At 62.3% G+C, this 23,584-nt stretch carries 22 protein-coding genes and 7 tRNA genes; 21 read left to right on the top strand and 8 right to left on the bottom strand.

Annotated elements, in window-relative coordinates:
• Positions 1-57 precede the first annotated feature (57 nt).
• Positions 58-129: transfer RNA gene (locus tag M1D51_RS12910), tRNA-Val, on the bottom strand.
• A gap of 249 nt (positions 130-378) precedes the next feature.
• Here M1D51_RS12910 and M1D51_RS12915 point away from each other — a divergent pair.
• The 9 genes from M1D51_RS12915 (at position 379) to M1D51_RS12955 (ending at position 4,338) form a co-directional block, all read left to right on the top strand.
• Positions 379-451: transfer RNA gene (locus M1D51_RS12915), tRNA-Gly, on the top strand.
• A 46-nt stretch (positions 452-497) separates the two neighbouring features.
• Positions 498-568, top strand: a tRNA-Cys gene (locus M1D51_RS12920).
• Between the two features lie 39 nt (positions 569-607).
• Positions 608-682, top strand: a tRNA-Val gene (locus M1D51_RS12925).
• Between the two features lie 57 nt (positions 683-739).
• A tRNA-Gly gene (locus tag M1D51_RS12930) sits at positions 740-812 on the top strand.
• 24 nt (positions 813-836) lie between these two features.
• Positions 837-911 (top strand) — tRNA-Val (locus tag M1D51_RS12935).
• Positions 912-968: 57 nt separating this feature from the next.
• Positions 969-1,044: transfer RNA gene (locus M1D51_RS12940), tRNA-Gly, on the top strand.
• A gap of 178 nt (positions 1,045-1,222) precedes the next feature.
• A complete protein-coding gene (locus tag M1D51_RS12945) occupies positions 1,223-2,677 on the top strand; it encodes an amino acid permease (RefSeq protein ID WP_458106779.1) in 1,455 nt (484 codons plus the stop codon).
• 95 nt (positions 2,678-2,772) lie between these two features.
• Positions 2,773-3,006, top strand: a complete 234-nt coding sequence (locus tag M1D51_RS12950) for an antitoxin (protein WP_141282025.1) — start codon at positions 2,773-2,775, stop codon at positions 3,004-3,006.
• Positions 3,007-3,120: 114 nt separating this feature from the next.
• Positions 3,121-4,338 (top strand): benzoate/H(+) symporter BenE family transporter, encoded by a 1,218-nt coding sequence (locus tag M1D51_RS12955; RefSeq protein WP_458106780.1) that lies wholly within the window; start codon positions 3,121-3,123, stop codon positions 4,336-4,338.
• A 1-nt stretch (position 4,339) separates the two neighbouring features.
• Here the strand turns inward: M1D51_RS12955 and zapE are convergent, their stop codons facing one another.
• The gene (gene zapE / locus M1D51_RS12960; protein WP_026540336.1) at positions 4,340-5,380 is read right to left on the bottom strand and encodes a cell division protein ZapE; all 1,041 of its coding nucleotides are present in this window, start codon (positions 5,378-5,380) and stop codon (positions 4,340-4,342) included.
• 210 nt (positions 5,381-5,590) lie between these two features.
• Here zapE and M1D51_RS12965 point away from each other — a divergent pair, with 210 nt between their 5' ends.
• The 3 genes from M1D51_RS12965 (at position 5,591) to ybaK (ending at position 7,585) form a co-directional block, all read left to right on the top strand.
• On the top strand, positions 5,591-6,517 hold the full coding sequence (locus M1D51_RS12965) for a sulfurtransferase (protein WP_458106781.1): 927 nt from the start codon (positions 5,591-5,593) through the stop codon (positions 6,515-6,517).
• Positions 6,518-6,590: 73 nt separating this feature from the next.
• Entirely contained in the window at positions 6,591-7,049 is a 459-nt protein-coding gene (locus tag M1D51_RS12970) for a SufE family protein (protein WP_172325519.1), read from the top strand.
• Between the two features lie 35 nt (positions 7,050-7,084).
• Positions 7,085-7,585, top strand: a complete 501-nt coding sequence (gene ybaK / locus M1D51_RS12975; protein ID WP_458106782.1) for a Cys-tRNA(Pro) deacylase — start codon at positions 7,085-7,087, stop codon at positions 7,583-7,585.
• Positions 7,586-7,605: 20 nt separating this feature from the next.
• Here the strand turns inward: ybaK and M1D51_RS12980 are convergent, their stop codons facing one another.
• A complete protein-coding gene (locus M1D51_RS12980; protein ID WP_458106783.1) occupies positions 7,606-8,883 on the bottom strand; it encodes an alpha/beta hydrolase family protein in 1,278 nt (425 codons plus the stop codon).
• Between the two features lie 121 nt (positions 8,884-9,004).
• On the opposite strand from M1D51_RS12980, the gene M1D51_RS12985 reads away from it, so the two are divergent.
• The 9 genes from M1D51_RS12985 to M1D51_RS13025 all read left to right on the top strand — a co-directional run bounded on the left by M1D51_RS12985 (position 9,005) and on the right by M1D51_RS13025 (position 19,150).
• Entirely contained in the window at positions 9,005-9,496 is a 492-nt protein-coding gene (locus M1D51_RS12985; RefSeq protein ID WP_458106784.1) for a hypothetical protein, read from the top strand.
• Between the two features lie 14 nt (positions 9,497-9,510).
• Positions 9,511-9,951: a peptide-methionine (R)-S-oxide reductase MsrB gene (msrB, locus tag M1D51_RS12990; protein ID WP_172325524.1), complete on the top strand. Its 441-nt coding sequence runs from the start codon at positions 9,511-9,513 to the stop codon at positions 9,949-9,951.
• A 202-nt stretch (positions 9,952-10,153) separates the two neighbouring features.
• Positions 10,154-11,521: a DUF6421 family protein gene (locus tag M1D51_RS12995; RefSeq protein WP_458106785.1), complete on the top strand. Its 1,368-nt coding sequence runs from the start codon at positions 10,154-10,156 to the stop codon at positions 11,519-11,521.
• Positions 11,521-12,261 (top strand): SDR family NAD(P)-dependent oxidoreductase, encoded by a 741-nt coding sequence (locus M1D51_RS13000; RefSeq protein ID WP_458106786.1) that lies wholly within the window; start codon positions 11,521-11,523, stop codon positions 12,259-12,261. The genes M1D51_RS12995 and M1D51_RS13000 overlap by 1 nt, the downstream gene beginning before the upstream one ends.
• 70 nt (positions 12,262-12,331) lie before the next feature.
• Positions 12,332-13,393 (top strand): threonine aldolase family protein, encoded by a 1,062-nt coding sequence (locus tag M1D51_RS13005; RefSeq protein WP_458109590.1) that lies wholly within the window; start codon positions 12,332-12,334, stop codon positions 13,391-13,393.
• A 63-nt stretch (positions 13,394-13,456) separates the two neighbouring features.
• Entirely contained in the window at positions 13,457-14,113 is a 657-nt protein-coding gene (locus tag M1D51_RS13010; protein ID WP_458106787.1) for a DUF3000 domain-containing protein, read from the top strand.
• Positions 14,114-14,192: 79 nt separating this feature from the next.
• Positions 14,193-15,554: an HRDC domain-containing protein gene (locus M1D51_RS13015; RefSeq protein ID WP_458106788.1), complete on the top strand. Its 1,362-nt coding sequence runs from the start codon at positions 14,193-14,195 to the stop codon at positions 15,552-15,554.
• A 192-nt stretch (positions 15,555-15,746) separates the two neighbouring features.
• Positions 15,747-17,009, top strand: a complete 1,263-nt coding sequence (locus M1D51_RS13020; RefSeq protein ID WP_458106789.1) for a thiolase family protein — start codon at positions 15,747-15,749, stop codon at positions 17,007-17,009.
• Positions 17,006-19,150 (top strand): 3-hydroxyacyl-CoA dehydrogenase NAD-binding domain-containing protein, encoded by a 2,145-nt coding sequence (locus M1D51_RS13025; protein ID WP_458106790.1) that lies wholly within the window; start codon positions 17,006-17,008, stop codon positions 19,148-19,150. Before M1D51_RS13020 ends, M1D51_RS13025 begins: the two co-directional genes overlap by 4 nt.
• Before the next feature lie 95 nt (positions 19,151-19,245).
• Here the strand turns inward: M1D51_RS13025 and M1D51_RS13030 are convergent, their stop codons facing one another.
• The 5 genes from M1D51_RS13030 to dxs are packed head-to-tail and all read right to left on the bottom strand — an operon-like array spanning position 19,246 to position 23,575.
• A complete protein-coding gene (locus M1D51_RS13030) occupies positions 19,246-20,223 on the bottom strand; it encodes an aldo/keto reductase (protein WP_458106791.1) in 978 nt (325 codons plus the stop codon).
• Between the two features lie 9 nt (positions 20,224-20,232).
• The gene (locus M1D51_RS13035) at positions 20,233-20,451 is read right to left on the bottom strand and encodes a helix-hairpin-helix domain-containing protein (protein WP_172323603.1); all 219 of its coding nucleotides are present in this window, start codon (positions 20,449-20,451) and stop codon (positions 20,233-20,235) included.
• Between the two features lie 30 nt (positions 20,452-20,481).
• Positions 20,482-21,042 (bottom strand): hypothetical protein, encoded by a 561-nt coding sequence (locus M1D51_RS13040; protein ID WP_458106792.1) that lies wholly within the window; start codon positions 21,040-21,042, stop codon positions 20,482-20,484.
• On the bottom strand, positions 21,039-21,605 hold the full coding sequence (locus M1D51_RS13045) for a DUF402 domain-containing protein (RefSeq protein ID WP_458106793.1): 567 nt from the start codon (positions 21,603-21,605) through the stop codon (positions 21,039-21,041). Before M1D51_RS13045 ends, M1D51_RS13040 begins: the two co-directional genes overlap by 4 nt.
• Positions 21,602-23,575 (bottom strand): 1-deoxy-D-xylulose-5-phosphate synthase, encoded by a 1,974-nt coding sequence (gene dxs, locus M1D51_RS13050; protein ID WP_458106794.1) that lies wholly within the window; start codon positions 23,573-23,575, stop codon positions 21,602-21,604. The genes M1D51_RS13045 and dxs overlap by 4 nt, the downstream gene beginning before the upstream one ends.
• Positions 23,576-23,584: the final 9 nt, after the last annotated feature.

Consider the following 23,584-nt stretch of genomic DNA (forward strand, 5'->3'; position numbering starts at 1 on the left):
AGCAGTGGATAGCCCGGAAACCAAGAAACCCCCGGAATTCCGGGGGTTTCTGTTGGGTGGGCGATACTGGGTTCGAACCAGTGACCTCTTCGGTGTGAACGAAGCGCGCTACCACTGCGCCAATCGCCCGGGTGCATAGAAAACACTAACCGACCACGGCCTGAATGCAAAACCGATCAGCTCCTCCGCGACGGCAACGAACTACACGGGTGGAATTACACTCGTGAAACTCCCCGCAGACCGCGGAAAGACAAGGATCCAGCCGTCTCCGAAAGCAAAAATCAGCGCCCGATTTGGAGTTTGCAACATCCTCCTATAGAGTTTTTACTCGTCGGAAAGCGACGGAAAGCCTGCAGGGCTGGCCGTCGAAACGACACTGCGGACGTAGCTCAGCTGGTAGAGCACCACCTTGCCAAGGTGGATGTCGCGAGTTCGAATCTCGTCGTCCGCTCGCAAGGCACTGTCAAGGCAAGAATTCCCCGGAATCCTGCTTACACGGTGGGTTGGCCGAGAGGCGAGGCAGCGGCCTGCAAAGCCGTATACACGGGTTCGAATCCCGTACCCACCTCGGTGAAAACCATGTCTTCCAGCTGTCGGCTGGATGCATGGGCGATTGGCGCAGCGGTAGCGCGCTTCCCTGACACGGAAGAGGTCACTGGTTCGATCCCAGTATCGCCCACCAGAACAAGGCAACTTGTTTGTTGTTGAAGGCCAGGAATCATCCTGGCAGGCAACATGTGCGGACGTAGCTCAGCTGGTAGAGCACCACCTTGCCAAGGTGGATGTCGCGAGTTCGAATCTCGTCGTCCGCTCTCCTTTGAGAAGGACCCGGAAACGGGCGATTGGCGCAGCGGTAGCGCGCTTCCCTGACACGGAAGAGGTCACTGGTTCGATCCCAGTATCGCCCACCAAAACAAGGCAACTTGTTTGTTGTTGAAGGCCAGGCACCAGCCAGGCAGACAACATGTGCGGACGTAGCTCAGCTGGTAGAGCACCACCTTGCCAAGGTGGATGTCGCGAGTTCGAATCTCGTCGTCCGCTCCAGGATAAAAAAGCAGCTCCCCGGAGCTGCTTTTTTTGTGCCCAATTTCTCCAATCCATCGATTCATTACGTCAACTAACTGATACCCCTCAGAAGAATTCGCTTTATCTAATGTGATTCGGCTCGCATAATGTACTGCGAGCTCATCACCGTTCCACGCCAACTGGCAGGAGTACCCCCATGAATCAACAGACGGCTTCCAATTCCGTCCTCAGGCGCAAGCCGATCGACGACATCGAGGAAGAAAACAAACACAGCGGACTATTCAAGAGTCTTGGCCTCTGGCAACTAACAGCCATCGGCGTTGGCGGAATCATCGGCGTCGGGATTTTCTCCCTGGCCGGCCTTGTAGCCCATGGCAGCGAAGGTACCCCCGGAGTAGGTCCTGCGGTACTGATTTCCTTCCTGATCGCCGGCCTGGCTTCCGGCGCAGCCGCGCTTTCGTATGCCGAGTTCGCTGGAATGATCCCCCGCGCCGGCTCGGCCTACACCTACGGCTACGTGGCCCTTGGCGAAATCATCGGCTGGTTCATTGGATGGGATCTGCTGCTGGAATACATCGCCATCGTGGCAGTGGTGGCCATCGGCATCTCCGGCTACTTTGATGCTTTCCTCTCCGGCATCGGCATCGACATGCCGACGTGGATGACGTCCACTGCCGACGAGGGCAAGGGCGGCATCATCAACCTCCCGGCGATCCTGGTCTGCCTTCTGGTCACGTGGATCCTGAGCCGTGGAACCAAGGCCTTTGGCCGGTTCGAACTTGTAGCGGTGGCCATCAAGGTCATCCTGATCCTGTTCATCATCGGCTTGGGCATTTTCTACGTCAACGCCGAGAACTACAACCCGTTCATGCCCAGCGGCTTCGGCCCGGTCATCGCCGGCGCCGCAACCGTCTTCTTCGCAGTGTTCGGCTATGACGCCATGAGCACAGCGGCCGAAGAGGCCAAGGATGGCAAGAAGCACATGCCCAAGGCCATCATCTTGTCCTTGATCATCGCCATGCTCCTGTACGTAGCTGCCACGCTGGTCCTGACCGGTATGCAGAACTACAAAGACATCAACCCCACCGCCGGCTTCGCATCGGCGTTCCAGGGGGTTGGACTGCCCGTCATCGCCACCATCATCTCGGTGTTCGCGGTACTGTCCATCCTGACCGTCATGCTGACCTTCCTGCTGGGCGTCACCCGCGTGTGGTTCTCCATGAGCCGCGACGGCCTGCTTCCCGGCTGGTTCGCCAAAACGGACCGGCACGGCACGCCACAGCGCGTCACGTGGATTGCCGGCGTCGCTTCAGCATTCCTCGCCGGCGTCTTCCCCATCAAGGAAGTAGCCGACCTCACCAACATCGGCATCCTGGCCGCCTTCGTGGTGGTCTGCGTTTCAGTGATTGTTTTCCGCTACACCAAACCCAATGCTCCGAGGACGTTCCGGTTGCCGCTCATGCCGATCGTCCCTGCCTTCGGCGTCTTGGCCTCCGCCTTCCTGATGTTCCAGCTGCATTGGGAAACCTGGGCCCGGTTTGGTGTGTGGCTGGTCATCGGCCTGGTGATCTACTTCGCGTACGGTCGCAAGCACTCACTCATGAACCCGGACAGCCCCCGCCACAAGGTGGAAAGTAAGCCCTTGGCGTAGTTTGTCCACAGCCCCGCATCTAACCCTTGGCACCCCTGACAAGTGGTGTTAGGGTCGGACGCGGAGGAGCGAACTGGCTCCGCGAAGGAAGGGAGGTGCCCGTGGGTTTAATTGACGACCTGAAGGGCAAGGCTCAGGGTCTCATTCAAGGCAACGAAGAAGCCATCAAGAATGGCATCGAAAAGGCCGGGAATTTTGTGGACGAAAAGACGGGCGGCAAGTATGCCGGTCACGTCGACAAGGTCCAGAACGCCGCTTCCGACTTCGTGGCCAAGAACGACGGTCAGCCTGGACAGGCTCCCGTCACGGATGAGCCGAAGCAGCCCTAGCTGCCTGAGCCGCCGTACCAGATACGTCAAGGGGGCACCGGTCCCGCCGAGAGGCGCCACCGGTGCCCTTGGCGTTTAACCATCGCACGCCGCGGGTCGGGTACGTTGGACTTTATGCCTTCTGCCGCCCCGCCAACAACGCACCACAGCTCCAACCGGGAGACACTTGGACCGCCGATCACCGCCGGTATCGTTACAGCTTTGGTGGGATTCACGTCATCATTCGCGGTAGTCCTTGCGGGACTGCAGGCTGTTGGCGCCAATCAAGCCCAGGCATCCAGTGGGCTCCTGGCGCTCACCCTGACCTTCGGCCTGGGCATCCTGTGGCTGTCCTGGCGGTCCAAGATGCCGGTGACACTCGCTTGGTCCACACCCGGGGCGGCCCTGCTCGCCTCCGCTGGAGTGGTCGACGGCGGATGGCCGGCGGCCGTAGGTGCCTTCCTGATCGTCGGGGTACTGATCGTCCTGACGGGGCTGCTGCCGGTGTTGGGCCGACTCATGGCACAGATCCCCACAACATTGGCGCAGGCAATGCTGGCCGGGGTCCTGCTCCCCCTGTGCCTGGCGCCCTTCAAATCGCTGGGTTCTGCCCCGCTCTTCATTGCTCCCGTGGTCCTGTGCTGGGTTGTGCTCATGAAGTTCGCCCCGCGTTGGTCAGTCCCGGCATCCTTGGTGGTGGCTCTGGTCGTCATCGGAATCCACATGGTCACCAACGGCGTCCAGGTACCGGTCCAGGGTCTCGTGCCACGGCTGGAATGGACAACTCCTGCGTTTTCCCTGGAGGCTGCTGTCGGGCTGGCATTGCCCCTGTTCATCGTCACCATGGCCTCGCAGAACATTCCCGGTGTCGCGGTTCTCAAGTCGTTCGGCTACACCACGCCGTGGAGGCCATCAATGCTGGTCACCGGCGCAGGCACCGTTGCCGGCGCGCCTTTCGGAGGTCATGCGATCAACTTGGCCGCCCTCAGTGCGGCCCTCGCTGCCGGCGAGGAAGCCGGCAAGGATCATGGCCGGCGTTGGATCGCAGCGTTCGTCTCCGGCCTGGCCTACCTTGTCCTGGCGGCGGCATCCGCGGCACTGGTGACTTTGGTGGCCGCAGCCCCGTCAGGACTGTTGGAAGCCGTGGCCGGCCTCGCACTCCTCGGGACCCTGGCGGCCTCCATTTCCTCAGCGTTGGCCGTAGCAGAGGAACGCATTCCAGCCTGTATCACCTTTCTTCTGGCAGCCTCAGGCCTCAGCTTTGCCGGCGTAGGCGCCGCGTTCTGGGCGCTTGCCGGAGGCATCCTGGTCCGCTGGATGCTCAAGAGCCGCGAACCCGTTCAAAAAGCGTAAGTCAGGCGGGCTCGTGGTTTTGCGCCTCGCGGGCAAGCGCCGTCAACCTCGATACAGCACGGAAGTACTTCTTGGTGTAGCCGCCGGTCATCATCTCTTCGGTAAAGAGTTTGTCGAAGGGGACGCCACTGGCCAGGATGGGTACATCCTTGTCATAAAGCCTGTCCGCCAGCACCACAAAGCGGAGGGCCACAGCCTGTTCCGTGATGGTTTCGACGTCGCTCCAGACCACTGCTTCGACGCCGGATATGAGCTGGCGGTAACGGCTGGGGTGGACCGCAGCCAGATGGTTGACCAAGGTGCGGAAGTCGTCCACTGCAACCGTTTTGCCTGCAAACTCCGCTTTCATGCGGTGTTTCAGTTCTTCAGTCTTAAGAGGCGCGGGAGCCGCGGGCAGCCCACGGTGCCGGAAATCCTCGCCGTCGATCCTGACAACATCGAATTGGTCGGCAAGGACCTGGATCTCGCGCTGGAAATCGACGGCGGCAAAGCGCCCCTCACCCAGCGAGCCCGGCAAGGTGTTGGACGTGGCAGCGAGCTTGACCCCGGCGTCGGCCAGTTCACGCATGAGGCGGGACATCAGCACGGTGTCGCCGGGATCATCGAGTTCGAATTCATCGATGCACACAAGCTTGTAGCTGCTCAGGGCCTCCACGGTCTTCCTGAAGGACAGCGCACCAACCAGGTTGGTGTATTCCACGAACGTTCCGAACGCTTTGGGCCCGGGCGACCTGTGCCACAACGAGGCCAGGAGGTGGGTCTTGCCCACGCCGAAGCCGCCGTCAAGGTAGATACCTGCCCTGGTAGCGGGCGCCTTTTTGGCGAAGAGTTTCTTGAACAGTCCCCCGCTGTCCTCGGAACCAACCCCGTCGGCGAAGGCGGAGAGGAGCTTCACAGCATTGGCTTGGCTCGGCTGCGAGGGGTCGGGACGGTAACTGTCGAACGAAACCTCTCCGAATCGCGGAGAGGGGTAGAAACCCTTGAGGAGTTCCTCCACGGAGACTGCCGGTGTGCGGGCAGCCAGTTGTTCGATCTGTACCACGGTGGTCCGTTCCTTCGGTATTAGGTCCCCAGCAAGAATACCGGCATTGGACGGCCCGGGACGGACACGTGACCAAGCCCATGTTTCACCGTGTGACCACAGGGAAGCAATCCGGGCGGCCCGTGGTTAGTGTTGGGAGAACGCCGGGCTGGCACCTGCATCATTTTTCACGGCCTGGCTCCCGTCCGTTGTCAGTGAAAGGCCATCACCATGTCCTACCCCGTTGAACAAAACGAAAAGTTTGCTTCGTACGCAAACCCCGAACGCCTTGTCTCCACAGAGTGGCTGGCCTCAGCCCTGGCCGACGGTGCCATCGCCGACGGCAAACTGGTAGTGGTTGAATCCGATGAAGACGTCCTGCTGTATGAAACCGGCCACATCCCTGGAGCCGTGAAGATCGACTGGCACACCGACCTGAACGACGAGGTCACCCGTGACTACGTCGACGGCGCAGCGTTCGCTTCCCTCGCAGCCTCCAAGGGAATCTCCCGTGACAGCACCGTTGTCATCTATGGCGACAAGTCCAACTGGTGGGCTGCCTACGCCCTCTGGGTTTTCACCCTCTTCGGCCACGAGGATGTCCGGCTTCTGGACGGCGGCCGCGACAAGTGGATCGCAGAAGGACGCGAGCTCACCACCGAAGTTTCCCAGCCAACAGCCGGCGAATACCCGGTGGTGGAGCGCAATGACGCCCCCATCCGCGCGTTCAAGGAAGATGTCCTGGCACACCTGGGCAACCCCCTGATTGATGTCCGCTCCCCCGAGGAATACACCGGTCAGCGCACCCATATGCCGGCTTACCCGGAAGAAGGCGCACTCCGTGGCGGCCACATTCCCACTGCCGCATCGATTCCGTGGGCCCGTGCCGCCGCCGAAGACGGCACCTACCGCAGCCGTGAAGAGCTCGAGGCCCTTTACCTTGGCGAGGCCGGGCTTGCTGCCGGCGACGACGTGGTGGCCTACTGCCGGATCGGTGAACGTTCAAGCCACACGTGGTTTGCGCTGAAGTACTTGCTGGGCTTCGATTCCGTGCGCAACTACGACGGCTCCTGGACCGAGTGGGGCAACGCCGTGCGCGTTCCGATCGTCAAGGGCGCCGAGCGGGGTTCCGTACCCGCTGCCTTCGCACGCAACTAGTAGCGCGGCCGGAGCCCGTAGTGTTGCGGTACACAGAGCACATTTCGGGCCGGTTGTGCGTAAGCTGGAAGAGATGAGTACGTACACTTTGCCCACCGCGTTGGCCGAAATCGTCGATGACTTCCAGGCACTGACGGAGCCTGACCGCCTGCAACTCCTGCTCGAGTTTTCACGGGGGCTGCCGGAACTTCCGGAGCGCCTGAAGGACCACCCTGAGTTGCTGGAGCAGGTGGTGGAATGCCAGTCTCCGCTGTTCCTCACCATCGAGTCGGAAAAGAATCCTGACGGCGCCCGCAAATACCGGCTCTTCTTCAAGGCTCCCCAGGAGGCACCGACCACACGCGGCTTTGCCGGTGTGCTGCACGAGGGCCTCGACGGACTCACGGCCGAAGAAATCCTCGCTGTCCCGGACGATATGCCGGAACTGCTGGGACTCACCCGGGCCATCACTCCCCTGCGCATGCGGGGAATGACCGCCATGCTCGGCCGCATCAAGCGCAAAGTTGCAGCCGCCAACCGACTGGAACACTGATTCTGTCAGAGCGCTGAAGGACACAACCGCACCGAATGGCAAAGAAAACAGCTTCACAGGGAACGCCGGCAACTGCAGCTCTTACTGCAGCCGGCGTTCCCTTTGTCCTTCATCCCTACGCCCATGATCCCGCAGCGGCCAGTTATGGCCTGGAAGCAGCAGAGGTCCTCGGTATTGAACCTATGAGGGTCTTCAAGACACTCATGGTGGAGGTGGAGGGCAGACTTGCCGTGGCCGTTGTCCCCGTGTCCGGCAATCTGGACCTGAAGTCCGTTGCTTCCGCCCTTGGGGCAAAGAAAGCAGCCATGGCTGATCCCAAGGCAGCAGAGCGCCGCACCGGTTATGTACTGGGCGGCATTTCACCCTTGGGGCAGCGGCAGACCTCCCCTACGGTGCTGGACGAATCGTCGCTGGCCTTTGACACCATCCTGGTATCCGGCGGCCGGCGCGGACTGGACATTGAACTTTCCCCGACGGACCTGATCCGGCTGACCAACGCCGCAGTTGCGGCAATCGGCACCTCTCGCGCAGCTTAAGGCTGAACCAGACGCCGTCTTCACCCGCTGTGGTCTGATGCGGCCGCAGTGGCCGCCTGTCCCGGGTTGTTCCGTGGCGCCAACTGCCGCTGCAGCCAAGCGTGCACTACGCGTTCCCATCGCTCCGGGTCGACGTTCCACTCCTTGGTGTGCCGGGCGCCGTTGAAGGGCTCGAAAGTTACCATGTCCGGGTTCTTTTCGGCGAGGGACGCTGATGGCCCGAACGGAACATAGTCGTCGTCAACGCTGTGAATCAGCAGTGTGGGGGTGCGAAGTTCGATGGCCCGGGCTTCCCAATCCATGGCTTTGAGGTCCACGGGAGCAGCCAGGCCTGTGAGCCGGCGCCCTAGCGGATGACCCAGCATGAGTTGCCCATACCGCCCCACGGTGTAGGGAATTCTGTTCATTTGCGCGTGGTGGGCCATGACATTAACCCAGTTGATGACAGGGGCGTCCAACACCATGCCCCTGATGAGATGCCGGTGATTGGAAAGATCGGCGGTCTGCAGGCTGATCGCTCCGCCCATGGACCAACCGAAGAGCACGATCTCCTCTGCGCCATGGGCCAGCGCGTAGTCGATGACGGCCTCAACATCCCGCCATTCGGTGGAGCCCAGGCCGTAGCGTCCGTCAAGGGCGGAAGGGGCAAGACCGTCGTTGCGGTAGGAGATGAGCAGGCTGTCCAATCCCAGGCTCCGTGCTGTCCGCACAGCCCGCAGGCCTTCAAGCCGTGTGGCACCGCGCCCGTGCACCATGATGGCCCAGACCTTGGCTGGAGCAGAAGCCTCGGCGCGGATCAACCACGCCGGCGCCAGCCCGCCGTCGACCTCTATCTGGACCTCTTCGGACGCAAGACCGATCGCTGCCGGGTCCGGGTAGGTAGCCCCGCTCCACCAGCCACGGCGCGCTTCCGCCAGGTTGCCGCTGTAAACCTCTTCGACCTCGCGAAGCACCGTCTGTTCAGCCGGGGAATAGGACACGATCCTGCCAATCCGGGCGTGCCCGTGGCCACCTCCGAAGAACAGGCTGAACACGCCGTCGATGATGGTGTCCGCAGTGGCGGTCAGGATGACCTGGGGCCCTTTGTCACCCTGGATGACAGCGAGGACCTCTTGGTCCTCATGCCGGGCGGCCGGAGTGATGACGCGACGGGCAAAATAGACGGCGAGCGCAGAAGAGCCGGCACCCAGCAGGCCTGCGAGGGTGCCTCCCGCCAGGAAGCCGCCAATGGCCCATTTGGTGCGGAGGGACAGCTTGGTCTCTGCAGCGTCGCTCGCTGACCGGGAAGTTGTTGCCATGCCTCCATTGTTGCCGCTTCTTGCTGTTACCCGTTGCAGGCACCCGGGGTGCGGCGCATCAGGGCCCGGATTCGATCCCAAAAGCCTGCGGACCCACGTTGCGCGGGACTACGCTGTAGCCATGAGTGATCCCATAGTCATCCTGACTGAAGAGCCCCTTGGCCCCGACGACCGCGTTAATATCGAGAAACTGGTGGACGGTGGCGATGCTCCCCTGGTTGTCCTTGTCCCCGCCAATACAGAGCGCCATCTCCTGGTCGATTTCCTGGAAAATCTTTCGTTGCTGGATATCGCCAAGGCGTTCCGTGAGCTTACGGCGCAATCGCCGGATCCGGAGGCGGAGCGTGCTGAGGCCTCGGAGACGTTGGCTGCCTCGTTGGCGGCGTTGGCCGATTTGGGTGGCGGCGTCACCGGTGAAGTCGTCGACGGCGGTGCGGTTGCCGGCTTGGTGGCCAAGGTACGGGCTCTCGATGCTGCCCAGGCCGTGGTGATCACCCGTCCCCATGCCATCGCCGATACGTTCCACACGGACTGGGCCAATAAGGCGCAGGATCAATTGGGGCTGCCGGTGTTGCACTTGTACGCGGGCTCGGGATTTATCGGCGACTCGTGAGCGTTGCACAAGACATGAACACTCCTGAGAACACCAGTAAGACAACGTCTGCGTCCGTGGAGAAGAGCGATGCCCGCTGGCGCGAGGAGTTAACCCCCGAGGAATATCGCGTTCTGCGGCAGGCGGGAACGGAACGGCCGTACACCGGCGAGTACTGGGACACCCACACGGAGGGCGTTTATCAGTGCCGTGCTTGTGGCAGCCAGCTCTTTACCAGCAAGGAGAAGTTCGATTCCCATTGCGGCTGGCCGTCGTTCTGGGCTCCTTTGGCTGAAGGCACGGTCCGCTACCTTCATGACCGCACCATGGGGATGGACCGCGTGGAAGTCCGCTGTGCCAACTGCGACTCCCATCTGGGGCACGTCTTCGAGGGCGAGGGCTACGGCACTCCCACGGACCAGCGGTTCTGCATCAACTCCATTTCGCTCCGCCTGGTTACCCCGGAAGAGAGCTGACGGTTCCGGACGGGCCGGGCTTTGCACGGTCCGTCCGGGGCGGCTCCCGGGGTCAGCACTGTGGGGCGCTGGACCTCGAACCGCGCATGAGCAGCCCTAGGCCAAGAATTGCTTATGCTGGATCCGTTTTTCAATTAGCAATGCTTTTTGCTTGCTACGCTCGGCCCAGAAGCAATCACTACTTCGGAAAGGGCCGAGCTCCATGACAACCATCGCCACCTCCACCCTCCCGCGTGTCACCGCTGACAACGCTGAGTGGGTATCCCTGAAGGCCGCGGCCACAGCACTCCAGGCGCACCAGGAACAAGACGGCTCCATCGCCGATCCTGCTGCTCACAGCGAGGCCGCAGGGCTCGTAGCAACAATCTGTGAAAGCATCACGTCCCTGGCCCCCTTGTTCCCCCACGATGCCCGTTACCTGGAGCTTCTGGTGGAGGACTTCGGCCGGTGGGTGAACGGCGGTTTTGGAGTTCCGGACTTCCTGGATTCCCTGCAAGCGTTCCAACCCCAGGAACTGCGCGTCGATGGCCTCCAGCACCTGGTGGTTTTCCCGATGTACACACAGAACGGCAGCACCAACAGACTGGTTGAAGCGGTCCTGATCGAGGTCATCTGGCCAGAGTTCATCGGCGGCCTCGAAGCAGGAGAGTACTCCAACAAGCTCTTCGTCCCCATCCGTTTCATCGACTTCACGCCCGGGTACGACACCAACTCCGCAGTGCTCTTCCCCGAAACCGTTGCAGTGCGGAAGACTCCCACCTTCACCTGGGGCGCCATCTTTGCCGACCGTGAAGCCGCACGGTTCCGCCGCGTCCTCAAAGCAGCAGCATCAACAACGTCCCTTGAGCTGCCGGCCGACGCGGCCCAGTTGATCGAGGACCAGGAACTCACCCAGCGCACGTTCGTCATGTGGGACCTCATCCATGACCGTACCCATATGCGTGGTGACCTGCCTTTCGATCCGTTCATGATCAAACAGCGCATGCCCTTCTTCCTCTACTCCCTGGAAGAGCTGCGGTGCGATCTGACCGCATTCCGCGAGTCCGTCCGCATCGAGAAGGACGAGAATGCAGATCCTGACGCCAGGAAGCACGCAAAACTGGTTCAGTACGCCGTGATCTTTGACCGGATCTTCCGCTTCGCGATCACCGGCAGCAGGGTCCGCAACTATGACGGTCTCGGCGGTCAGCTCCTGTTCGCATGGATGCACCAGCACCACGTCCTGCACTGGACGGACAGCAAGCTCTCCATTGACTGGGAGGATGCCGCCGCTGTGGTGGTGGAGCTCGGGGCAAAGATCGAAGAGCTCTACTGGCGTTCCATCGATCGGCCCAAGGCTGCCCACTGGCTGGCCGCGTACGAGCTCATTTCCGGCACAGTAACAGCGCACCCTGCTTCGGTATGGGCCAAGGGCCCGGATGCCCTGCCGCTGGACGGCCCTCCCCGCGGACTCACCGACCAGGTCCTTGACGATGAGTTCCCCCTGTCCATGTTCTATGAAGCACTCGAGAAGAAGATGCGCCCCGTGATTGAATCCACCACCGGCATCACCGGCGCGACGGCTGCCTGATGCCCACGCTGACCATCCTTGTGACCGGCGGCAGCAGCGCCTCGGGCATTGCTGCGGCGAGGGCTTTGGGGGCCGCCGGTCACAGGGTATTCACAGTGGGTTCGGATGAAGTGCGGATCAAGGCTGCGGCGACTGAAGCCGGAAACGGGGTCACGCCCCTGGTGTGCGATCTCGCTTCCCATGATGCTGTTCGCGACCTGGCAGACAGTCTCTCGGGCTGGGGCGTCGCCAGCGTGGATGGTGTGATCCACCTGGTGGGCGGTTGGCGAGGCGCGAAGGGCATCGAAGACCAAAGCGATGAAGACTGGGATGCCATGGAACGGGGCGCGATCACTACCCTGCGCAACGTCTCCCGGGTGTTCTACAGCCAACTCGAGGCATCCCCCCACGGCCGGCTGGCAATGATTTCCTCCACGGCCGTTTCATCCCCCACCGCCGCTGCTGCCAGCTATGCGGCGGCAAAGGCCGCCGCCGAAGCATGGACCCTGGCAGTGGCTGACGGGTTCCGCCGGGACCAGGCCGAGAACCGCCAGGACAAGGGGCAACAGTCAGAAGACCTGCATAGCGCGGCCGTCATCTTCGTGGTGAAAGCCCTCGTGGATTCTGCCATGCGTACCGCCCATCCGGAGAGGCGGTTCCCCGGCTACACCGACGTCGAGGACCTGGCAGCCGCCGTCGTCGGCCTCTTTGAAGAACCGGCCGCAAACCTCAACGGCCAACGCATCCTGCTGGCCAAATAGACTTGAAAGCGTGAATGAACAAGTGACGAGCACAACTGAGGCCATCCACCCCGCCAACAGCGGCAACGGGATGGTCGGGACCAGCCAACTCCATGACCCCTCGGTTCGTGGATTTGCCTCCGACAACTACTCCGGCGTGCACCCTGAGATCCTTGCCGCGTTGGCCACTGCCAATGGCGGACACCAGGTTTCCTACGGTGAGGACGTCTACACCGCACGCCTCCAGGAAGTCCTGGAACAGCAGTTCGGATCCGGCATTGAATGTTTCCCGGTCTTCAACGGCACAGGCGCCAACGTCCTGGCATTGCAGTCCCTGCTGCCGCGTTGGGGAGCTGTCATCTGCGCTTCCACCGCGCACATCAACATGGATGAGAACGGCGCACCGGAACGCGTCGGCGGGATCAAGCTCCTGCAGGTACCCACAGAAGACGGCAAGCTCACGCCGGAGCTGATTGATCGGGAAGCGTGGGGCTGGGGTGACGAGCACCGCGCCCAGCCCCTGGTGGTCTCCATTACCCAAACCACCGAACTGGGCACCTGCTACACCCCTGAGGAAGTGCGTGCCATTGCGGACCACGCCCATGCCAAGGGCATGAAGCTTCACATGGACGGTGCGCGGCTGGCGAACGCCGCAGCTTACCTCGACGTTCCCTTGCGGGCCTTCACCCGCGACGCCGGAGTGGACATCCTGTCCTTTGGCGGCACCAAGAACGGACTGCTTTTTGGCGAAGTGGTGGTGGCCCTGAACCCCGAAGCAGCCGACGGGCTGAAGTTCCTGCGCAAGATGAACATGCAGCTCGCCTCGAAGATGCGCTTTATCTCCGCCCAGTTCATCGCCTTGTTGGAAGACGGATTGTGGTTGCGGTCGGCCGCCCATGCCAACGCCATGGCAGCCCGCCTCCGCAGCGCCGTTGAGGCGATCGACGGAGTGGAACCCACCCAGGCGACGCAGTCCAATGGCGTCTTTGCCATCCTCCCGGCCGGCGTTGCAGATCGCCTACGCAAGAATTTCGCTTTCTACGATTGGGATGCGGCCAGGGGCGAGGTCCGGTGGATGTGCTCCTTTGACACCACAGAGGAAGACATCGACGCCTTCGTCGCGGGCATCAAACGGGAACTGGGCTCCCTGTAACCCCCTGCATCCGGGGCGGCGAGCCTGCTGGGAATCGCCGCCCCGGAAGCATAACCTGCGAGGGTGAACGCCCTCGCACAGGTTCCCTCGGACTTTCTCGTCGCCTTGGGAACGCTACGAAAAGCCCAATGCCGCAGCGAACTGCGGCTTGACGAGATCCCTGCACCAGCCCGACTGGCCCCGTACGCAGTAGCCCTTGGAGCGGAAGTTTTCAGTCCCACGGCAGCTACCCGTCGGGTACCCGTCCACGGACCCGCGGCCAAGGCTTTCGCAGCCAGCCAAGCCAACACACCGGCCAGCGAGGAAGATGACGAACTAGCCACTGGCCGGTTCATCCTCCTCTACGATCCCGATGGTTCAGCGGTGTGGGAAGGCGAGTTCCGCATTGTCACCTACATCCGGGCGCAGATGGACGCAGAGATGGGCAATGACTCCATGTTGGGCTCGGTCGCCTGGACGTGGCTGGTGGATGCGCTCGAGAACCACGCGGCCCCGTATCGCGCAGCCGGCGGCACCGCAACACGGATCCTCTCCGAGAGCTTCGGCACGCTGGCCGACCGCCCGGACACCATAGACATTGAACTCCGTGCGTCATGGACGCCGGCCAGCGCTGATGTGCAGGCGCATCTGGAGGCGTGGTCCGACATGGTTTGCACTTTTGCCGGGCTGCCGCCCCTGCCGCCAGGAGTCACGGGACTTCCGAACAGGAGACTCAATTGAGGATCGACCACCGTTCACCACAGGCGCCCAAAAGCAGCCAAAAGTGCGCTACGGCGTAAATCGGTAAGCTTAAGCCACCATGACCCCTGAAAATCTGGATAAAACCACAGCCGGCGATCCGGTTGCTGATCCCACCACGCACATCAAGGTAGACGGCTTCGACAGCCACGTCCCCGAAGTCATCGATCTCGATACGCCCCGCGAAGGCGTGCCCTTGGTCATCGATACTCCTTCCGGACTGGAACGCTGCGCCGCCGCCATCGCCGCAGGTACAGGACCAGCCGGGGTGGACGCAGAACGTGCCTCCGGCTTCCGTTACGGTCAGCGCGCCTTCCTGGTTCAGATCCGCCGCGAGGGCGCGGGAACCTGGCTGATCGACCCCGAACCTTTCGAGAATCTGGACATCATCAACGAGGCCCTTCGTGGCGTCGAATGGATCCTGCACGCGGCCACGCAGGACCTGCCCTGCCTGTCAGAACTCGGCATGTGGCCGGACAAACTGTTCGACACTGAGCTTGCTGCACGGCTTGCCGGCCTCCCCCGGGTGGGCTTGGCCGCCGTCATTGAGCAATTGCTTGGATTCGGCCTCGCCAAAGAACACTCGGCGGCCGACTGGTCCACCCGTCCACTTCCCGAGCCCTGGCTCCGGTACGCGGCACTGGACGTCGAGGTTCTTGCCGAATTGCGTGAAGAGCTCATCGAGTTGCTCGAAGCCGATGGCAAGCTGGAGTACGCAGAGCAGGAATTCGCGGGCATCCTTGCCGCAGGAATTTCGGCACCCAGGGTAGATCCTTGGCGGAAAACATCCGGTCTGCACCAGATCCGGGATCGCCGGCAGTTGGCAGCGGTTCGGGAACTGTGGCAGGAACGCGATCAGCTGGCACGCAAACGTGATGTAGCTCCAGGGCGGCTGATCCCCGATTCTGCCCTGGTGGCAGCCGCCAAGGCGATGCCCACCACGGTCCCCCAACTACTGGCCACCAAGGGATTCCACGGCCGATCAGCCCAGCGGGAAGCACCGCGATGGCTTCGCTGCATCACCAATGCCCGCACCTTGACCGATGTGCCGCCCTTGCACCTGCCCACCAACGCTCCACCACCACCACGGGTGTGGGTCGACCGCGATCCGGAAGCAGCAGCGCGGCTGGCCACAGCACGGCCCGCACTTCAGGCCAAAGCCGACGAACTCAACCTGCCGGTGGAGAACCTCCTCACGCCGGACTTCCTCAGGCGCATCACCTGGCGCCCGCCGGCCGACGCTTCCCTGGAAACGGTAGCCGCTGAGTTACGGGCCCTGGGTGCACGCGAATGGCAGGTCAACTTCGCCGCGCCGATCCTCGCTGACGCCGGCTTGAACCCCAAACCACTTCCGTCCAAGGAAACCAAAGCGAAGGACGGCCGGCAGGCCCAGGAAACCCAAGGGTCCAAGGACCCCGCCTGAGTCTGACCGGAACCGCCTGGCCCGTCACCCGAACCATGGTTCGCGGTGGCGGGCCTTTCGCGTGCCCCTGGACCGGCGGAACAGACTGTGACACACCTTGCACCGTAAGTTACCGACGAGTAACATTGCCTTAATGCCAACCGGAACACCCGCAATGCGGGCCGGCACCATGTCTCAACGAGGAGTTAATACATGAGTCCATCACGCACCGCCCAGAGGATAGTCCGCGATGTCGTCTTCGTGGACGGAGTCCGCACCCCTTTCGGCAAAGCCGGTGAGAAGGGAATCTACGCGGGTACCAGGGCCGATGACCTCGTGGTGAAGTGCATCCGTGAACTGATGCGGCGAAACCCGTCGCTGCCTGCCGGGCGGGTGGACGAGGTAGCGATTGCCGCCACCACCCAAACCGGCGACCAAGGCCTCACCATCGGGCGAACCGCCGCATTGCTTGCTGGACTGCCGCGAACCGTACCCGGCTTCGCGATCGACCGCATGTGCGCAGGGGCCATGACCGCAGTAACGACGACGGCGAGCGGCATTGGCTTTGGCGCCTACGACGTGGTTGTTGCAGGCGGAGTGGAACACATGGGCAACCACCCCATGGGTGCTGGAGCCGACCCCAATCCACGGTTCATGTCCGAGCGGCTGGTGGACCCGGCTGCCCTGAACATGGGTAACACGGCGGAGAACCTGCACGACCGTTTTCCGGCCATCACCAAGGACCGCACCGATGCCTACGCTGCGGCTTCACAAGCCAAGCTCGCCGCAGCCTACGCCAACGAACAAATCCAGCACGACCTCGTCCCCGTGGCCACCATGAAGCCCGGCCAGGGCTGGGCCCTCCACACCACGGACGAACCCCCGCGCCCGGGAACCACAGTGGCCGACCTTGCCGAACTGCGCACCCCGTTCCGTGCCCACGGCCGTGTCACCGCAGGCAATGCCGCAGGACTTAACGACGGCGCCACGGCTGCCGTCCTCGCCTCTGCCGACGCTGCGGAGGAACTGGGCTTGTCAGTGAAGATGCGGCTTGTTTCCTACGCCTTCGCCGGCGTCGAACCTGAGGTCATGGGCATCGGCCCCGTCCCGGCCACGGAAAAGGCCCTGAAGAACGCCGGACTGGGCATCGAAGACATCGGGCTCTTCGAGATCAACGAGGCCTTTGCCGTCCAGGTGCTCAGCTTCCTGGACCACTTCGGCATCGCAGACGAGGACCCCCGCGTCAACCGCTATGGCGGGGCGATCGCCGTCGGACATCCCCTGGCTTCCTCAGGGGTCCGGCTGATGAACCAGCTGGCCAGGCAATTCGAGGAAGATCCCACAGTGCGCTATGGCATCACCACCATGTGCATCGGCTTGGGCATGGGTGCCACAGTGATCTGGGAAAACCCGAACCACGCCGACTACGCTTCCTCCACCGCTGAGACCGCCACCACTGAAGGAGCCGCCGCATGAGCGCCAACGAATTCCAGAAGCTCGCCGCCCTGTTCCCTGATGAGCTTGTCACCCATTCTTACGTCCAGGACATCGAACTGCCCGGCGGAGCGGGGACCTTTGCGCTGATCACCCTGGACAACGGCCTGGACCATTCCAAGCCCACCACGCTTGGACCCAACACGCTGGTTGAACTGGGCAGTGTCCTGGACACCCTCAAAGAGCGCGCTTCACGGGGCGAAATTGTAGGCGTCGGCGTCACAGGGAAGCCGTACTTCCTGGTGGCCGGCGCAGACCTTTCGGCCGTCAAAACGCTCAAGGAACGCGAGCACGGCCTCTGGATGGCACAGCTTGGCCACGCTGTCTACAGCACTTTGGCAAACCTGGGCGTTCCCAGCTTCGCTTTCATCAACGGTCTCGCCTTGGGTGGCGGACTCGAAATCGCACTGCAGTCAACGTACCGGACAGTCTCGACAGGGGCTGGTGCACTTGCCCTGCCCGAAGCGTTCATCGGCCTGGTACCGGGGTGGGGCGGGGTCTATATCCTGCCGCGCCTTATCGGCCCGGAGAACGCCATCAAGGTGATGATCGAGAGTCCCCTCAGCAACAACCGCACCCTCACTGGACCGCAGGCCTTCGAGCTCGGAGTGGCCGATGCCATGTTCGAACCAGCCGACTTCGTGGAACAATCGCTCGCATGGGCCGCGAAGGTTATTTCCGGTGAGGTAACCCCTGAACGGAAGAACTCCGTTGATGCAGCCGAAGAGTCCGTAGCCGGGCGATGGGCCGCAGCGATCACAGCCGGCCGGGCGGTCGTGGAAACCAAAACCTCCAACGCCTCCCCTGCGCCGGCAAAGGTCCTGGACGTCATGGAGGCCAACCGCACCATGACACAGGCGGAATCGGCCGAGCTCGAGTGCCAAACCCTCGCCGGCCTCATGCAAACCGACGAGTTCCGCTCCACCGTGTACGCGTTCCTGGATCTCGTGCAGAAGCGCTCAAAGCGCCCCGCAGGGGCCCCTGACCGCAAGCTGGCGCGCCCCGTCACCAAGATTGGCGTAGTGGGTGCAGGGCTGATGGCAAGCCAGCTGGCCCTGCTGTTCGCCCGCCAACTGAAGGTCCCCGTAGTCATGACGGACATCGATCAGGCACGGGTGGACAAGGGCGTGGCCTATGTCCACGCCGAAGTCGACAAGATGCTGGCGAAGAAGAGGATCAAGCCCGACGCCGCCAACAGGACCAAGGCCCTCGTGACGGGTTCGGTCTCCAAAGAAGTGTTCGCCGACGCCGACTTCGTCATCGAGGCCGTTTTCGAAGAGCTGCACGTCAAGAAGCAGGTCTTCGCCGAGGTTGAAGCCATCGTATCTTCTGAGTGCATCCTGGCCACCAACACCTCATCGCTGTCAGTCACTGCCATGGCCGAGGATTTGAAGCACCCCGAACGCCTGGTGGGCTTCCACTTCTTCAATCCGGTGGCAGTCATGCCGCTTCTGGAGATTGTGCGGGCACCTAAGACCGACGACGCCGTACTGGCTACCGCGTTCGAACTCGCCAAGGGCTTGAAGAAGACCGCAGTACTGGTCAAGGACGCCGCAGCCTTCGTGGTCAATCGCATCCTGCTCCGCCTTATGGGTGAAGTCATCGCCGCGTTCGATGAAGGAACTCCTGCCGAGGTCGCTGACAGCGCCCTGCGTCCCATGGGCCTTCCAATGTCCCCGTTCACCTTGGCTGCCATGGTGGGCCTGCCGGTTGCCCAGCATGTCCAGGAGTCCCTGCACAGCGCGTTCGGCGAGCGGTTCCCGGTCTCGCAGAACCTGCAAAAGCTTATCGACAACGGAGTGAAGACCCTCTGGGTCCCCGGCCCCGGCGGTAGGCCTGTCATCCCGGCTGAGACCCTGGCTGTGATGTCCTTCGGCAACACTCCGTCCACCGGCGAGGAAGTCCTTCGACGCACACAGGATGCATTGGCCGAGGAGATCGGACTCATGCTCCAAGAGGGCGTCGTGTCCGGACCGGAGGACATCGACCTTTGCGTGATCATGGGTGCGGGCTGGCCGATGTTCCTTGGTGGCATCACCCCGTATCTGGACCGTGTAGGTGCTTCGGAAAGGGTCAACGGCAAGAGGTTCCTGGCGCCGGGGATCGCCTCAGCACCTGCCTGACCCGTCCCTCTTTCACCTCCCGCGGCCTAAGCCGGAGCGCTCTCTCACCAAGGTGAGAGAGCGCTCCGGTTTAACCGCTGTTATGTGAAAGAGGGCTAGAAGAGGGCAACCTTGGGTGCTTGCGGGAAGATCTCGTCCATTTCGTAGCGATCTTCCGGCGTGGGAACCCAGCACACGGCTTCAGCATTCTGGCGGATCTGCTCCGGACGGGTGGCACCGGCTATGACGCTGCTGACACCCGGTTGGGCGGCAAGCCATGAGAATGCAAGCTGCAACTCAGTGATGTCACGTTCCTTGGCGAACTGGCTAAAGCGGCCCAGTTGATCCCAATCGGCGTCGTGCACGAGGTTGGTGCGCGTATGGCTCAGCCGGGTGCCTTCGGGTGCCTTGCCGGCAGAATACTTTCCGGTGAGCAACCCGTTGGCCAGGGGAAAATACGGGAGCACGCCCAAAGAGAAAGCCCCGGCGGCGGGAATGACCTCAAGTTCAGCGCGGCGATCCAGCAAGTTGTAATGGTTCTGCGTCGAAATGAAACGGGCACCACCGGCCTGACGGCCAACATATTCGGCTTCGGCGATCTGCCAGCCGGCGAAGTTCGAGTGTCCGATGTAGCGGACCTTGCCGGCAGTTACCAAGTCATCGAGGGCTGCGAGCGTCTCTTCGATGGGGGTCAGCGGGTCAGGGGTGTGGAACTGGTACAAATCGATCCACTCCGTATCCAGTCGCCGGAGCGATGCTTCGACAGCCTTCACAATGTAGCGGCGCGAACCACGGGCCCCAAAATCGTTCCCGTTGACACCCTTCATGTCCATGCCGAACTTGGTGCCGATGACGACGTCCTCACGCCGTCCCTTCAGCGCCTTGCCCAGCATGACCTCGCTGAGGCCCGGCTCGCGGCCATAAACGTCAGCGACGTCAAAGAAGGTCACTCCTGCATCCAAGGCGGCATGGACAACAGCGTCCGTGCCTTCCTGTGACTCGGTAGGGGTATTGGCACGCCCCAGATTGTTACAGCCCAGCCCCACGGCTGAGACAGTCAATCCGGAGTGGCCAAGGCGTCGGTATTCAGTCATGAATTCAGCCTAGCTGCCGCTGTAGGAGATTCCCGATTCTTCCATGGCGTCCTCAAGCTGGGCGATGGCCACCGGCCCCATGCCGTGGAGCTTGGAGATTTTCGCCTCCCCGAATTCCGCCAACTGCTCCAGCGTCTCGATTCCCTCGTGCGCCAAAGCCCGTCTCGCCGGAGCGGCAAGCCCCTTGGGCAGTGGTGTGTGTCCGGGCCAGTTGCTCTTGGACGCCATGGAAGTCCCTCCTGGTGCGTTGGGTGTTATTTAGAGAGTAAAGCCCACACCCTGCTTGGGCGAGTGCTTCACCTTGAAGGCGTCAGGCTCGCTGTGGGGTGCCGAGGCAATGGTGAGCTTGGTGAAGTCCAAGTCCTCACCACGCACACAGATCTTGATGGCATTCACGGCTTTGTTGACGTCCGGGCAGAGGCAGAAGATGTTCAAGTGCCCGTTTCCTATTTCGGACCGGTCCACAATGCCCAACCCGCGCCATGCCAGCTCGCCGGTCAGGGCAGCCCTGGCTTTCCGTTCAAGGTGGCGGTCCCGTTCGGTGCCGTCCTTGGTCTTCAGGGCAATCTGGGCAACCACCCAGAACTGCTCTGACTCCGGAATCTCCGCGTATCCGTCTTCCTCGCACTGCGCAGCAAAAGCCGCCATCAGGCCTTCCACCGACGACTCGTCCTCAACACCGGTTTCATCGGTCTTGCTCTGGTGGCCCACTACGCCGTGATTAATGACGAACTGCTGGTCCTCGTCGTCGTACCAGGCTTCCCGGAAGTGCAGAACTCCCTCATCGTCCCGCTTGTATGTACGAATAATCCCGCTCATGCCCGTCCTTTCCTGAACCATTCGGCGCTGGTGCCCGCACCAGCGACATCGAAGGGTGCTTTCATGGCCACTACAGCCTCCAAGAGGGCTGCACATTCCGTGCGCATAGCGGCCACTGTTTCGTCCGGATAGCCCATGGCCACCCGGTGCTGCTCAAACTCATCTTCGTCGTCAACAAACACTCCATGCCGGGTGGAGCGAATCACGTCCAGGTCCATGTCAATCATGTGGAACTCCGTGACCCCGGGTTTGATGGGGCTCCAGCCATGGGCAGTGGCGAGGTCAACGTAAATCCGGAAATCTCCCGGGTACGTGTCGTCATAGAACGTCGCCACGTACTCGCCAGTCCGCGGGACCAGCAAGACGGCGTCCGAGGCAGTGTAGAAGGCTGCCCCGGGACGGGAACAGAACTCCCCCGCCCCTTGGAAGATCCACCAACCGTGGATGTCTTCGCCGAGGTATCTGCCTGGAACCACCCAGTGGGCCTTGCCGTTCCATTTCCTGTTCCTCGACACAACGAGGTCACCGGGCTGCAGTGAGCCCGGTCCGCGGCTGTCCGTCACAACGTGGGCAGACTGCCGGTGGTGGGGTGTTCCTGGCCCGGGAGAGGCCTCGCGAAGGGGACCTTCGTCCCCAGAACCTGCGCCACGACGTCGTGCGTTATCTTCTGGGCAGTGAGCCCAACGCGCTCCAGGACCTGGCTTCGGGAGCCATGGACCAGGAACTCCACCGGCAATCCGACTTCGTTGAGCGCCGTGTCAACCCCCGCAGCGCGCATTTCCTGCCGGATACGGGACCCGACGCCACCGGCGCGCACGCCGTCTTCAATACAGATGACCAGGCGATGCCGGGCAGCGAGGGCGATGATCGACTTGCGAACGGGAAGGACCCAACGGGGGTCCACCACTGTGGAACTGATGCCTTGGGCACCCAGTCGGCCGGCTACATCCAAGGCGAGCTCGGACATGGCACCGACACTGACAATGAGGACGTCGTTTTCGGTGGAACCCTCCGGGCGGCGGGCGAGGATATCCACGCCGTCATGAAGGCGCTCGATTGCTTCAACCTCGGAACCGACGCTGCCCTTGGAGAAACGCACCACGGTGGGAGCATCGTCAATCGCTACAGCCTCTCGCAGTTCTTCACGGAGCCTGGTGGCATCTCGGGGGGCGGCCAGGTGGAGTCCGGGCACGATCTGGACCATGGCCATGTCCCACATGCCGTGGTGGCTGGGGCCGTCCGGGCCGGTCACTCCGGCCCGGTCCAGGACAATCGTGACCCCTGCCTTGTGCAGCGCCACATCCATCAGGAGCTGGTCAAAGGCCCGGTTCAGGAAGGTGGCATAGACCGCCACCACCGGATGGAGACCGCCGAAGGCCATGCCCGCCGCGGACGTCAGGGCATGCTGCTCTGCAATTCCGACGTCGATAACGCGCTCCGGGTGCCGCTCGGCAAACTTGTGCAGGCCCACGGGAATGAGCATGGCGCCCGTAATACCCACAATGTCCTCGCGCTCATCGGCGATGTCCGCGATCTCTTCAGCGAACACGGAGGTCCAGGACCTGGCACCGGGCATTTCCGTGGACTCGCCGGTCTCGGGATCGATGATCCCTACGGCGTGGAACTGGTCTGCCTCGTTGGCAAGGGCCGGCGCGTAACCGTGGCCCTTCTCGGTCATCGCGTGGACGATCACCGGACCGCCGTAAGCCTTGGCAGTGTTGAGGGCATTCTCCATGGCCTGGAGACTGTGCCCATCCACTGGACCGATGTACTTCATGCCCAGGTCCTCGAACATGCCCTGGGGAGCCCACCAGTCCTTGATGCCCTTCTTCATGGCGTGCAGGCTCTTGTAGGTGAACTGCCCGGCGGGTCCGCCGTCCTGGAGCTTCTTCTTCCACCAGTCCAGCATCCGCTCGTACGCCGGAGTGGTGCGCAGGGAGTCAATGGTGGGACGCAACGAAGCGAGGTAGTCGGCAAATCCGCCCACAGTGGGAGCGTAGGAACGCCCATTGTCATTGACCACGATGACCACGCGGCGACGCTTGTCAGCGGCAATGTTATTGATGGCTTCCCAGGTCATGCCACCGGTGAGTGCGCCATCGCCGACAACCGCGACGACGAACCGGTCACCTTCGCCGGTCAACTGGCGGGCACGGGAAATGCCGTCGGCCCAGGACAGGGAGGACGAAGCATGGGAGCTCTCCACAATATCGTGCTCTGATTCAGCGCGATCCGGGTAACCGGAGAGGCCGCCCTGCTGGCGGAGGGTGCTGAAATCCTGTCGGCCGGTGAGCAGCTTGTGCACATACGACTGGTGCCCGGTATCGAAGACTATGCTGTCCCGCGGGGACTCGAAAATCCGGTGGACAGCCAGGGTGAGTTCAACGACGCCAAGGTTGGGGCCCAAGTGTCCGCCGGTCGCGGCAACGTTGGTGATCAGGAATTCCCTGATTTCGCCGGCCAGTTGTTCCAGCTCGGTGCCGGACAGTTTGGCCAGGTCCTGTGGATCCTTGACGGTTTCCAAAAGTCCCAACGGCCCTCC

The sequence above is a fragment of the Arthrobacter sp. R3-55 genome (assembly GCF_054161505.1).